Source organism: Mycolicibacterium helvum (assembly GCF_010731895.1).
Taxonomy (GTDB): Bacteria; Actinomycetota; Actinomycetes; order Mycobacteriales; family Mycobacteriaceae; genus Mycobacterium; species Mycobacterium helvum.
In genome coordinates, this window is sequence record NZ_AP022596.1 from 2,703,061 (window position 1) to 2,716,077 (window position 13,017).

The 13,017-nt window shown below is 66.1% G+C and carries 12 protein-coding genes; 5 read left to right on the top strand and 7 right to left on the bottom strand.

Translation table 11 applies throughout. The features are described 5' to 3' along the window. Positions 1-10 precede the first annotated feature (10 nt). Together G6N38_RS12520 and G6N38_RS12525 are read left to right on the top strand one after the other, a co-directional pair. Positions 11-1,978, top strand: a complete 1,968-nt coding sequence (locus G6N38_RS12520) for an alkaline phosphatase family protein (RefSeq protein ID WP_163747812.1) — start codon at positions 11-13, stop codon at positions 1,976-1,978. A gap of 29 nt (positions 1,979-2,007) precedes the next feature. Further along, on the top strand, positions 2,008-3,885 hold the full coding sequence (locus G6N38_RS12525) for an alkyl/aryl-sulfatase (RefSeq protein WP_163747813.1): 1,878 nt from the start codon (positions 2,008-2,010) through the stop codon (positions 3,883-3,885). On the opposite strand, the gene G6N38_RS12530 is transcribed toward G6N38_RS12525, so the two are convergent. Genes G6N38_RS12530 through G6N38_RS12550 form a run of 5 tightly spaced genes read right to left on the bottom strand, consistent with a single transcriptional unit; the run spans position 3,882 to position 8,609 of the window. Then, positions 3,882-4,856, bottom strand: coding sequence for an NADPH:quinone oxidoreductase family protein (locus G6N38_RS12530; protein WP_163747814.1), 975 nt, complete (start codon positions 4,854-4,856; stop codon positions 3,882-3,884). The two genes, G6N38_RS12525 and G6N38_RS12530, sit on opposite strands and share 4 nt — an antisense overlap. Further along, positions 4,856-5,479: a TetR/AcrR family transcriptional regulator gene (locus G6N38_RS12535; protein WP_163747815.1), complete on the bottom strand. Its 624-nt coding sequence runs from the start codon at positions 5,477-5,479 to the stop codon at positions 4,856-4,858. The genes G6N38_RS12530 and G6N38_RS12535 overlap by 1 nt, the downstream gene beginning before the upstream one ends. Beyond that, positions 5,476-6,795: an acyl-CoA dehydrogenase family protein gene (locus G6N38_RS12540; protein ID WP_163747816.1), complete on the bottom strand. Its 1,320-nt coding sequence runs from the start codon at positions 6,793-6,795 to the stop codon at positions 5,476-5,478. The genes G6N38_RS12535 and G6N38_RS12540 overlap by 4 nt, the downstream gene beginning before the upstream one ends. An 11-nt stretch (positions 6,796-6,806) precedes the next feature. Continuing rightward, positions 6,807-7,565 carry an SDR family NAD(P)-dependent oxidoreductase gene (locus G6N38_RS12545; RefSeq protein WP_163747817.1) on the bottom strand — a complete coding sequence of 253 codons (759 nt, stop codon included), beginning with the start codon at positions 7,563-7,565 and terminating at the stop codon, positions 6,807-6,809. Beyond that, positions 7,566-8,609, bottom strand: a complete 1,044-nt coding sequence (locus tag G6N38_RS12550) for a phosphotransferase family protein (RefSeq protein ID WP_163747818.1) — start codon at positions 8,607-8,609, stop codon at positions 7,566-7,568. Between the two features lie 88 nt (positions 8,610-8,697). Between G6N38_RS12550 and G6N38_RS12555 the strand changes: the two genes are divergently transcribed. Continuing rightward, on the top strand, positions 8,698-9,858 hold the full coding sequence (locus tag G6N38_RS12555) for a CaiB/BaiF CoA transferase family protein (RefSeq protein WP_163747819.1): 1,161 nt from the start codon (positions 8,698-8,700) through the stop codon (positions 9,856-9,858). Here G6N38_RS12555 and G6N38_RS12560 read toward each other — a convergent pair. Next, entirely contained in the window at positions 9,844-10,905 is a 1,062-nt protein-coding gene (locus G6N38_RS12560) for a zinc-binding metallopeptidase family protein (RefSeq protein WP_163747820.1), read from the bottom strand. The genes G6N38_RS12555 and G6N38_RS12560 overlap by 15 nt on opposite strands. A gap of 48 nt (positions 10,906-10,953) precedes the next feature. Here G6N38_RS12560 and G6N38_RS12565 point away from each other — a divergent pair, with 48 nt between their 5' ends. Both G6N38_RS12565 and G6N38_RS12570 read left to right on the top strand, forming a co-directional pair. Continuing rightward, a complete protein-coding gene (locus G6N38_RS12565) occupies positions 10,954-11,562 on the top strand; it encodes a histidine phosphatase family protein (protein WP_163747821.1) in 609 nt (202 codons plus the stop codon). A 13-nt stretch (positions 11,563-11,575) separates the two neighbouring features. Beyond that, positions 11,576-12,601 (top strand): phosphotransferase family protein, encoded by a 1,026-nt coding sequence (locus tag G6N38_RS12570; protein WP_163747822.1) that lies wholly within the window; start codon positions 11,576-11,578, stop codon positions 12,599-12,601. Here G6N38_RS12570 and G6N38_RS12575 read toward each other — a convergent pair. Next, complete coding sequence (locus G6N38_RS12575) at positions 12,598-12,969, bottom strand: LapA family protein (protein ID WP_163747823.1); 372 nt, start codon at positions 12,967-12,969, stop codon at positions 12,598-12,600. The genes G6N38_RS12570 and G6N38_RS12575 overlap by 4 nt on opposite strands. Positions 12,970-13,017: the final 48 nt, after the last annotated feature.

Here is a 13,017-nt window from a genome sequence, read left to right on the forward strand (position 1 = left end):
AGTACGGGTCATGGGGAACGCAGCACGCATCGGTCGGCTCGGGGCACTGGCGGTGGCGCTCGGGGTAGGTTCGGCGATCGCGAGCATGCCGTGTATCGCCGCCGCCCAACCTTCGGATTCGCCGTCAGCGGCGTCTGGCGCAACTGCGGGGCCGCACGCCGGCGGGCCGGCCCGCGCGCCCGACCGCACCACCCGCACTGCGTCGAAAGTGGCTGCGCCGAAAGCGAATTTGACGGCAGCCAAGCCCATGCGCAGTGGCGCACCGGTCCTTTCTGGCGCGGCGAAGCTCCCCACCCCCGATAGGGCTTTGCAAACGTTGACCGCTGTGCTGGAGTTGGTGGGCAGTGAGTTGCAGCGGATCGGGCGCGGTCGGCCCGCCGGGCCCGTCTCTGGTGTGGTGACCACCACCCCGACCACGGGCCCCAACCTTCTGACGAATCCTGGTGCCGAACTCGGCGACGCAGCCGGATACGGGAACAGCGCAGTGAGCGTGCCTGGCTGGACGGCGACCGGTACACCGACAGTCGTCCAGTACGGTGAACTCCGCAACGCGTGGCCGGTCGGTCTCAGCTTCGCATGGCCCAATCTCCCGGCAATCGTGTCATTCCCCGGCGTCAAAGCCGCGCCGCCCAATGGCGGCAACCAGTTCTTCGGCGGCGGTGACGTGGCCACCTCGTCGCTCTCCCAGACGGTGGACCTGGGTGCTTCCAGTGCCGCGATCGACAGCGGCGGGGTGCCGTTCAACCTCAGCGGTTACCTGGGCGGTTACCTCCTGGACCCGTCCTACGCGACGGTGAAAGTCACGTTCCTGGACCAGAATCAGCTCTACCTCGGAAGTTCCACGATCGGGCCGGTCTCTAATCTGGATCGCTGGGGGCAGACCGGATTCCGTCAGCGCACCTCCACCGGGACCGTGCCGGTAGGCACGCGCAGCGCCGTCGTGACCCTCACCATGCACGACCTGAATCCGGTCGTGATCGGTTTCACCGCCAGATACAACAATGCGTACGCCGACAACCTGTCGTTCAGCATCGGCACCGCCCAGTCGGCGCCACCCGCACCGCAGCCGCCGGCGTCCAATGTTGGGCAGCTCGACCATGTGTTCCTGGTGTATATGGAGAACAAGGGCTACAGCGACATTGTCGGAAGCCCCAACGCGCCGTTCACCAACAGCTTGATCAACGCGTACGGGTTCGCTGACAACTACTACGCCGTGACCCATCCCAGCCTGCCGAACTATTACGCGATCGCCGGGGGACAGGTATTCGGCAAAACCTATAACTGCGAGTCGGTGTGCATCAACGATCCGAACAACCTCGCCTTCACCATCGACAACGCGGGTAAGACGTGGGCGGCGTACGCGCAGGGCATGACGCCCGGGCAGCCACTGTTGTCGACCGGGAACTATTCGACGGACCAGACCCCCTGGCCGGCCTTCGCCGGAATCGGCGACAACCAGGCCTACGCGGCCGCGCACATGTTCCCGCTCACCCAGATGGCCGTCGACCTCCAGTCGAACGCCACCACACCGGACTTCGTGTGGTTCGCCGCCGACGAGAATTCCAACGGCGAGGGCCCGGTCAACACCCTGGCGGGGGTGGCACACTTCGCGTTCTCGCAGGTCGACCCGCGCCATCAGTACAACGTCTCCGCGCTTGACCAGTTCTTGCAGGAGAACGTGCCGACGATCATGAACTCGGAGGTCTGGCAGACCACGAAGTCGGTGCTGATCGTCACCTTCGACGAGGACAACAACAACATCACGCTGGGCTTCGGTAATGAGGGCAATCACGTCGTCACAGTGGTGATCCCATCGCCGCTGGCGGTCAGTGACGGCGGGATGAAAGGCGGCGCGTTCGTCGTCACCGACCATTACGACCACTACAGCACGCTGCGCACCATCGAGGATGCCCTCGGGTTGCCGACGATGACCAACAACGACAAGTACGCTGAGCCGCTCAACGGATTCTGGACCTGAGCCCGTCGCTCTAGGCGAGGATTGTGGCTATGGAACACAAGCCGCCGAGCCCCGTCATCGAGGCCGCGCACGCCGAGCACCTGACGTCCCTGCCGTTCGAGGACACCGCTGATTTCGCTGACGCCGACCGTGGTTTCATCGCCGCCTTGACGCCGTGCGTGGTCAAAGCCGCCGATGGACGGGTGGTGTGGGACAACGACGCCTACGGGTTCTTGGGCGGTGACGCACCGACGTCGGTCCATCCAAGTCTGTGGCGACAGAGCACGCTGGCCGCCAAGCAGGGCCTCTACGAAGTGGTCGAAGGTATCTACCAGGTGCGCGGACTGGACCTGTCCAACATCAGCTTCATCGAGGGCGACACCGGCATTGTCGTCATCGACCCGCTGGTCTCCACCGAAACCGCGGCCGCCGCTCTGGCGCTTTACCGCGCGCATCGCGGTGATCGGCCCGTCGTCGCCGTCATTTATACCCACTCCCACGTCGACCACTTCGGCGGTGTTCTCGGGGTGACCACGCAGGCCGACGTCGACGCGGGCAAGGTCGCCATCTTGGCGCCCGAGGGGTTCACCGAGCACGCGGTTCAGGAGAACGTCTACGCAGGTACCGCGATGGCGCGCCGGGCCGGTTACATGTACGGAGCGGTCCTGGACCGTGGGCCGCAGGGGCAGGTCGGCTGCGGGTTGGGCCAGACCCCGTCGACCGGTGAGGTCGCGATCATCGTGCCCACCGTCGACATCACCACCACCGGCGAGACGCACACCATCGACGGTATCGAGATCGAGTTTCAGATGGCCCCGGGCACCGAGGCGCCCGCCGAAATGCATTTCTATTTCCCGCAATTCCGCGCCCTGTGCATGGCCGAGAACGCGACGCACAACCTGCACAATCTACTGACGCTGCGCGGGGCCCTGGTCCGCGACCCGCACGGCTGGGCTGGGTATCTGACCGAGGCCATTGACACCTTCGCCGACCGCACCGACGTGGTGTTCGCCTCTCATCACTGGCCGACGTGGGGACAGGACAACATCGTCGGTTTCCTTTCCCTGCAACGTGATCTCTACGCCTATCTGCACGACCAGACTCTGCGCCAGCTCAACCAGGGCTTCACCGGCATCGAGATCGCCGAGAGCTTCCAGATGCCGCCCGCGTTGCACAAGGCGTGGCATGCCCACGGCTACTACGGTTCGGTCAGCCACAACGTCAAAGCCGTCTACCAGCGCTACATGGGCTGGTTCGATGGCAATCCCGCGCGGTTGTGGGCGCATCCGCCGGAAGCGATCGGCCCCCGCTACGTCGAGGCGATGGGCGGCGCCGACCGGGTGGTCGAACTGGCGAGGAATGCCGCCGATTCCGGTGATTATCGTTGGGCAGCAACACTACTGGACCACGTCATCTTCACAGACGAAAACCATGCCGACGCCCGCGAACTCTACGCGGACACTCTGGAGCAGATGGCGTACGGCGCCGAGTGCGCGACGTGGCGTAACTTCTTCCTCTCCGGTTCCACTGAGTTGCGCGACGGTAACTTCGGTACGCCCACCCAGGTGTCGCCGACGACGCTGCTCGCTCAGCTCACCCCGGAGCAGATGTTCGACGTGTTGGCGATCAGCGTAAATGGCCCGCGGGCCTGGGATCTCGACATCGCACTCGATATCACCTTCGCTGACCTCGGGACCAATTACCGGCTCACCCTGCGCAACGGTGTGCTGGTCTACCGCGAGTGTGACGCCGACGAGTCGACGGCGACGGCCACCATCCGGTTCGTCAGCAAGCTGCGGCTATTGGCCGTCGCAGCAGGTGATTTCACCTCACCGGGCATGGAGACCACCGGTGACGCCCAGGCGCTTCAGACGCTGCTCGGTGCGCTGGATCAACCCAATCCGAGCTTCAACATCATCACGCCCTAGCCGACGTCGATGACGACCTTGCCGATCGCTTTGCGATCGGCGACGTAACGCAGTGCGGTGGCCGCCTGCTCCAGCGGGAACCGCGCACCGAGGTAGGGGCGGAGCCGTCCGTCGGCGAACAGCTGCGCCAGCTCGGCGTCGTCGCGACCGATCTCGTCGGGGTAATCGGTCGCGAAGGTCCGGATCTCCATGCCTTGCACGGTGATTCCCTTCAACAACACCAGGTTCAACGGAATCGCCGGTATTGAGCCGGCCGCATAGCCGAGCGTGACGAACTTTCCGCCGCGGCCCAGGCTGCGCAGCGCCGGCTCGGAGTAGGGTCCGCCGACGGGGTCCACCACGATCTGCGCGCCACTGTCCCCGGTGATCTCCTTGAGCCGGGTTTTCAGGTCCTCTGTGTCGTAGTTGACGACGGCGTGCGCCCCGCGCTGACGGCACACTTCGAGCTTCTCGGCACCCGACGCCACGGCAATCACCCTGGCGCCCATCAAGACCGCGATGTCGACGGCGGCCAGGCCCACCCCGCCGCCGGCGCCGAGCACCACGACCCAGTCGCCGGGCGTGACCGGTGCGACCGTGCGCAGCGTGTAGTAGGCGGTCCGGTTGGTGACCCCGAACGCGGCGGCGTCGGCATAGTCGGCGCCGTCGGGAATGTGCGTGAGACCGCGGGCGTCCACCAGTGCCTGCTCGGCGAAACCACCGACAAATGTGGTGGCCGAAACCCGGTCGCCGGGGCGAAGGTCGACCCCTTCACCCACGGACAGCACGTCACCGGCCAGCTCACTGCCCGGGCTGAACGGGGGTGGCACCTTGATCTGATACTTGCCTGCGATGAGCAGCACATCGGGATAGTTGACCGCGGCGGCGCGCACCTTGACCACCACCTGCCCGGGACCCGGGGTGGGGTCGGGCAGTTCATCCACGACGAGGTCCTCTGGGGTGCCGTATTCGCGGCAGACGACGGCGCGCATCAGCGCTCTCCTTTCGGCGCGCCGAGCCCGCGCAGGCAGAACCCGACGAGGTGGCTGATGTCCTTGCGACCCGGTTGGTCGGTGGAGTCCACGTAGCGGCGCATCGTGCCGACGGTACACACGAACACCGCGTCGGCATCACGCTGGGGATCGGCACTGCCCAGATCGCGGATCGGCTCGACCAGCAGCTCGCGCATGGCGGCCATGGTCTCCTCCTCGCCGAGTCGCCGCTTGTCCGAATCCGACATCTGCCCGACCAGCGCCCTGCTCATGCCAATCAGTTCGGGGTCGGCCACCTGGGCCAGCGCCCCGCTGATCCAGCGGGTGATCTTGCCTTCCGGCGTGTTCTCCTTTTCCATCTGGTGCTCGAGGTACGAGACCACAAGACCTACACCGCGTTCCATGACAGCCAGCATCAGGTCGTCCTTGCCGGCGAAATAGCGGTAGAACGCCTTGTTGGACACCCCGGCCGCGGCGACGATGTCGCTGACCCGCGGGGCGTCGGGGGAGACTCGCTGCATCACCGTGATAGCAGCCGACAGGATGCGTTCCACCTCTTCGGTGGCCTCCCGCTGGCGATCGTCGAGCGCCCGATCCACGGCGGCCGCGGCCCGGCTGGTCACGGCGAAACAGGTAGCGCGGGAATGCGATCGATCAGGTGTCCGTACTTTTCGCGGGCCCGCTCGATGCGGTTGGTCAAGAACTCGCTGGGCCAGACCGGATCTTCGGCCTCGTACTCTTTGAGGATCTGACGGGCGAGGTTGACCTTGTGTGCCTCCGTGGGCCCGTCGGCCAGGCCCAGCGTGATCCCACCGAGCAGCGCACTGGTCAGCGGCATCTGGTCGGTCAGCCCGAGGCCGCCGTGCACCTGGATCGCGCGCAGGCCGATGGACTTGAGTACGTTCGAGGTTTGGATCTTGCAGGCCGCGATCTCCTCGCGCGCGGCACGTTCGCCTGCGGTATCGACGAGCCAGGCGGCGTGCAACACCATCAGGCGGAACTGGGTCAGCTCGACGAAGGAGTCGGCGACGAACTCCTGGATCAGCTGCTTGTCGGCAAGCAGACTGCCCTGGGTGAAGCGACTTTTCGCGCGCCGGGCCATCATGTCGATGGCGCGCTGCGCCACCCCGATCGAGCGCATCGCGTGGTGCAGGCGGCCGCCGGCCAACCGGGACTGCGCGACGTGGAAGCCCTGCCCCTCCCCGCCCAGCATCGCCGATGCGGGCACCCGGACATTGTCGTAGTGCACGAGGGAATGGCCGGGGTCGTGGGGGTGCGAGCCAACCAGGTGGTGTGTGGCTTCGATGTTCACCCCGGGGGTGTCGGCAGGCACCAGGAACGTCGACGCCCCCGTGTGCACAGGCACGTCGGGATCGGTGATCGCTACGACGATGAAGAACGACGCCACCGTTGCGTTGGACGACCAGTACTTGCGGCCGTTGATGATCCAGTCTGCGTCTTCTCCTGAACCGTCGCGGACCGCGCGGGTGGTGAACACCCGCGGATCGGAGCCGCCTTGCGGTTCGGTCATCGAGAAGGTCGAGAAGATCTCGCCGGACAGCAGGCCGGTCAGGTAACGGTCCTTCTGCGCACTCGTGCCGAACCGGGCGAGGATCTCCGCGTTACCGGTGTCGGGAGCCTGCGTGCCGAAGATGATCGATGACCATGTTGCGCGGCCGAGGATTTCGTTGATCAGCGTGAGCTTGACCGCGCCGAAACCCTGCCCGCCCAGCTCAGGCCCGAGGTGTGGCGCCCACAGACCCTGGTCACGGACCCGCTGCTTGAGCGGGTCGACGATCCGGCGGCGCTCCTCATTGAGCGGCAAGAATTCGCAACTGGGGAAGATCACTTCGAGCGGTTCGATGTCCTCGCGGACGAAGTTCCGGATCCACTCGAGCTTCTCCTCGAACTCCGGCTCGGTGGAAAAATCCCATGCCATTGCGTGACTCCTTAGGGGATGCCGCCGTCGGCCCGAAGGATCGACCCGGTGGTGAAGCTGGATGCGTCCGACATCAAGAACAATGCGGCGCCGATGATTTCAGCGGGCTCGCCAGCCCGCTGCAGGGCGTGCCGGCCGAACGGATTCTCAGTGCCGAAGTCCCACGCCTTGCTGATGTCAGTTAAAAAGGGCCCCGGCATCAGGGTGTTGACGCGCACGGTCGGCCCGAAGGCCGCGGCCAGACCTTCGGTCATCGCGTTCAGGCCGGCTTTGGATGCGGCGTACGGAATGAACGACGGATGCGGCCGCAACGATCCGTGGGTGCTGACGTTGATGATGACCCCGCCGCCGTCGGCGACCATGCGTTCGCCCACTAGTGCCGAAAGCCGGAACGGCCCTTTGAGATTGAGGTTGACCACGGCATCGAACAGTTTTTCGCTGACGTTGGTCAACTTGTCGTAGGTCGGTGACATACCGGCGTTGTTCACTAGCACGTCAAGCTTGCCGAACCGGTCGTAAACCGCCGACACCAGCCCATCCAGCTCGTCCCAGCGGCCGACGTGCACACCGTATGGCATTGCAGTGCGGCCGGTTTCGCCCTCGATCTCCTTGGCTGTCGCTACGCACGAGTCGTACTTGCGGCTGGCGATGACCACGTCGGCGCCGCAGCGCGCGGCGGCCAGCGCCATCTCGCGGCCCAGCCCGCGGCTGCCGCCCGTGATCAGTACCACCCGGCCGGTCAGGTCGAAAAGTTCATCTGCATAGCCCATTTAGGCCGCCTCCCCAGACTGCACCAATTCGGCGGCGGTGGCGATCAGACCGGGCACCATGGCGCCGAATGCCTCGGTCATTGTCGGGTCGCCCTTGCCGCTGGTGACCGCGGCAGCATATGTCTTCTCCAGCACGATGCCCAGCTTCCAGTTCGCCAGCACGAGGTAGTAGTGGATGTTTTCCGTCGACAGGCCGCTGATCGCCTCGTAGTGCGCCAGCAGCTCACTACGCGTCGGCATGCCCGCCATCGGCAGGTAGAAGCCACCGTCCTTCGGCTGCTCGCCGTCATAGCCCAGCAGCGCCCACGCGACGTCGAGCAGCGGGTCGCCGATGGTGGTCATCTCCCAGTCCACGATCGCGGCCAGCCGCCCCGGTGCCCCGTGGGCGTACATGACATTGGCGAACTGGTAGTCGCCGTGCATGATGCCGGGCGTGAAGTGCGCGGGCCGGTTATTGCCCAACCACTCCGATGCGACGTCCAGGCCGGGCAGTTCGCGCACCTGAAACGCGGATAGGAAGGACAGCCAGCGGTCCACCTGACGTTCGTGGAAGTTGTCGGGCCTACCGAACCCCTCGAGCCCCTGGGCCTTCCAATCGAGTCGGCCGAGTTTGGCTGCGCCTTCGACGAGCTGGAACGCGAGGTCCCGGCGAGCGCCGAGATCGGTGTCGAATGGCGTCTCCCAGCCGCCGTCCATTGGGCTCCAACCGTCGACCTCCTTCATCAGGTAGAAGGGTTTACCCAGCACCGCACCGCTCTCGTCGGCGGCGATCAGCTCGGCATGCGGCACGTCGGTGCCCGCCAGGGCGCGTTCCAGCCGAATCTCGCGGAGCAGCTCGCCCAGCCGCCGGTCGTCGGCGCGGGGGCCGGGCATCCGCAGCACCATGTCCTGACCGCCGCGGGTGATCCGATAGAGCATGTTCTGCGAGCCGCCCTTGAGAACCTCGGCGGCGGGCTCCTCGCCGGCACCGGGGGTCTCTTGGGTGTCGAGCCACCGGCCGAGTGTCGCGGTGTCCAGGTCGACGGGGTTTTCCGTTCTTGTCATGGAAATCCTCACTCTCGTCGTGGAGAATAGCATTCTCGTGACGTCGAGCCGCTAGCGTTGGCGAGCGCAGTGAGCGAAAGGGGCGACGATGACCGGTCCGCTGGATGGCATCAGAGTTGTCGAGCTTGGGGTGTGGGTCGCCGGACCGGCCGCCGGGGGAATCCTGGCGGACTGGGGCGCCGACGTCGTGAAGATCGAACCGCCTACCGGTGACCCGGCCCGGCAGTTCGGCCGGATGCTCGGTCTCGACGACGGCAGCAACCCGCCGTTCGAGATGGACAACCGGTCCAAGCGCAGCATCGTGGTTGACCTGACCACCGACGGCGGCCTGGCAACAGCGCGCCAATTACTCGAGGGTGCGGACGTTTTCGTCACCAACGTGCGCCCCGATGCGCTGGCTCGGCTCGACCTGGATTATCCGAAGGTGGCCGCGCTCAACCCCGGCCTGGTGTACGGCCTGATCACCGGATACGGCGAGACGGGTCCGGAAGTCAACCGCCCGGCCTACGACGTCGCGGCGTTCTGGGCCCGGTCCGGGGTGGCCGACCTGCTCACCCGTCCAGGCGACAGCCCGCCCTTCCAACGCGGCGGTATGGGTGACCATATGACCGGCATGACACTGGCTGCCGCCATCAACGCCGCGCTCGTTGCGCGCGGCCGCACTGGCGAGGGGCAGCTGGTCACCACCTCGCTGTACCGTCAGGGCACTTACACCGTGAGCTTCGACCTCAACACGTTCTTGCTGAGCGGGCGGCCCATTGCGATCGGCCAGCGCGAGACCATGTTCAACCCGTGCATGAACAACTATCTGGCGGCCGACGGGCGCCGGTTCTGGATTGTCGGGTTGGAGGCCGACCGGCACTGGCCATCGCTGTGCCGGGCGGTGGGCCATCCGGAATGGTTGAGTGACAACCGATTTGCCACCGCCCGCGACCGGGCGATCAACTCCCGTGAGCTCATCGCGGCACTCGACGAGATCTTCGCGACCAAGCCGCTGGCGCAGTGGGCGCAAGCATTCGACGATGAACCCGAGCTGTTCTGGTCTCCGGTGAACTCGATGGAAGACGTCCTCGGTGACGAGCAGTTCCACGCTGCAGGCGGTCTGGTCGACGTTCCCGACGATGGCGGGTCGCTGCCGATGATCGCCACACCGGCCGATTTCCATGGCACGCCATGGGCGCCGCGGTCGGCCGCCCCGAAGCTCGGTGAGCACACCGAGGAGATCCTGGCCGAGCTAGGCGGCCGCTAACCCCCGCAGCACGGCGTGCACGAACCCCAACTTGTCGGCCACCGGCTGGCTGATCTCGAACGGGTACAGCGGGCCCTTGCCCATCGCGGTGTTGACTCGGTTGAAGAACAGTGAGATCCACTTCCAGTCGTCGAGCAGCCGCTGGATCGGCGCCTCGGCGTAGGACTCCAGCGGGACGACATCGCGCGGCGCGGCGAAGCGCACCCGGTCGGCATGTAACACCATGCCCGCTTCCCGGCTGGTGTCGATGGTGTCGGTGATGTGCAGGTAGTGCGCGAAGCACTCGGCGAAGTCCTCCCACGGATGCATGGTGGCGTACTCCGAGATGAATGATGACCGCCAGTCGGCCGGTGCGCCGAATTCGTAATGCCGGGTCAGGGCGTCGGCGTAGCTGGCTCGCTCGTCGCCGAACAGTTCGCGACAGCGCGCCAGGTAACGCTGCGCGCCCACGCCAGTCTCGACGAGGACGTTCTGGTAGTAGTGGCCGGCTTCGTGACGGAAGTGGCCCAGCATGGTGCGGTATGGCTCGCCCAGCTGTACCCGCAGTGATTCCCGGTATGCGTCAAGGGATTCCACCAGATCGATGGTGATCACCCCACCCGCGTGCCCGATCATGATTCGCTCGCTGGTGCTGTAACTGGACAACAGGTCGAAGGCCAGGCCACCGTCGCGCTGCCAGTACGGCTCGACCGGTAGGCCGAGTTCGTCGAGCTGGTAGACCAGCCGGCGCAACGCCTGGGTGGCCGGCAGCAGCTTCTCGCGGGCGATCGTGTCGTCGGGGTCGGGTTCGCGCCGGATCAGCGCATGGGCCAGGCACCGGCCCCGGGCCGTGACTCCCGCCGACTCCGATGCCAGCCAGTTGCAGGCCAGCGGTGTGGACTGGGTGCAGCGCGTCCACCTGACGCCGTCGACCATCGCCGCCCCATCGCTCAGCGCCACCATCGACCTGCTCGGCAGATGCAGGCCCACCGGGGTGCCGCACGACTGACACGCGCTGCCCTCGAAGGGAACGAAGTCGCGGCACACCGGACAGACGAAGGCGCGCATGGGCCTTATCGTTGCACGGGCGTCAGCACCGAAAGGACTATCTCACTCATGCAGTTGCTGCTTGTCAGGCATGCGTTGCCGCACCGGACCGAGGCCGGCGAAGGAGCCGATCCCGAACTGTCCGGGCAAGGCTGGCAGCAGGCTGCGCGCCTGCCAGAAGCGCTGGCCCGATTCCCGATCACCCGGCTGGTCAGCAGCCCGCAACGGCGCGCGATCCAGACCGCTGAACCCGTGGCGCAGGCCCGCGAGCTGACCCTCGACGTCGACGACCGGCTCGCCGAGTACGACCGCGGCATGTCCCACTACGTGCCGATCGAACAGGTGCGCACCGAACGGCCCGAAGAGTGGGCCCGGATGGCGGAGGGCAAGCTACCCAGCAGCGTCGACGAGCACGAGTTCCGCGGCCGGGTAGGCGCGGCGCTATCGGACATCGTCGCCGCCGCCGGACACGAGGACACGGTGGCCGTGTTCAGCCACGGCGGGGTGATCAACGTGATTCTGCACGAGCTGCTGGGCACCCAACGACTGCTGTCATTCCCGATCGACTACGTGTCGATCACCCGCCTGCTCTATGCCCGCAACGGGTTCGGCACCGTGGCGGCGGTGAACACCACCGAGCACGTCTGGGACCTCCTACCGCGCAATCAACGCTATTAGCTATACATAGCTGGTGACTTCACTAGACGGGCTCGACCTGGCAGCACTGGACCGGCATCTGCGGGCAGTGGGGATCCCGCGCACCGGGGAGCTGCGGGGCAAGTTCATCTCCGGCGGTCGTTCCAACCTGACTTTCCTGGTCTTCGACGACGCCTCCACCTGGGTGCTGCGGCGCCCGCCACTGCACGGGCTCACGCCGTCTGCTCACGACATGGGCCGCGAATATCGCGTGGTGGCTGCGCTGGCCGACAGCCCGGTGCCGGTGGCACCGGCGGTGACGATGCGCGATGACGACTCCGTGCTGGGTGCGCCATTCCAGATGGTCGAGTACGTGGCGGGCAACGTGGTTCGCAGCCGGACCGACCTGGACGCCCTCGGTGGTCCCGACGTGGTCAGCGCGTCGGTCGACAGTCTGATCCGGGTTCTCGTCGATCTGCACGAGGTCGACCCCGCTGCCGTGGGCTTAAGTGACTTCGGCAAGCCGAGCGGCTATCTGGAACGGCAAGTGCGGCGATGGGGTTCGCAGTGGCAGCATGTCCGGCTGCCCGACGACCCGCGCAACGGCGATGTCGAGCGGCTGCACGCCAAGCTGGCCGACGCGGTTCCCGAGCAGAGCCGCACCTCGATCGTGCACGGCGACTACCGCATCGACAACACTATTCTCGACGCCGATGACCCGACTGTTGTTCGCGCCGTGCTGGATTGGGAGATGTCCACCCTCGGTGACCCGCTCTCGGATGCGGCGCTGATGTGCGTGCACCGCGATCCGGCACTGAATCTGATTCTCAACGAGGAGACGGCCTGGACCGCACCGCAGATGCCGTCGGCTGAGGAGCTTGCGCACCGCTATGCGGTGGCGTCCGGACATCCTCTGGCGCACTGGGATTTTCAGATGGCGCTGGGGTATTTCAAGCTGGCGATCATCGCGGCGGGCATCGACTTCCGCCGGCGAATGGCGTCCGAGCGGTCCGACAACGACGACCGCGCCGGGGAGGCGGTTGCCGTCCTGATCAGTCGCGGCCTGGAGACGCTGAGCTAGTTGCTCCTGGCGGCTTTGAGATTCTTCTTCGCCGCGCGGCGAAGTTGGAAGATCCGCGCCGCCCCCGCCAGCACGGTCACCAGGCCGCCGCACACCGCGGCCATGAGGATCGCCACCCCGGCCGGCAGCGACCAGCGCCAGCCCAGGAACGCGAATGACGTCGATTCGGTGTTTTGGGCGATGAAGATCAGCAGAATCGTCAGGATCAAGAATCCGACGATCAGCGAGGACCATAGTGCCGCGGCACGGGTGAATTTGACCTCGTTGACCGACGCCGCCGGGCTGGGTGCGGGCGGCTCCGAGGGCGGCGGCGCCGGGGTAACCGGCAGCGTCGGATCGTAGGGCGGGCCCGGAACTTCACTGCTCATCACACTATCTTTGCCCGTTCTGAGCGATAAGGAAACAACCGGGGTTTA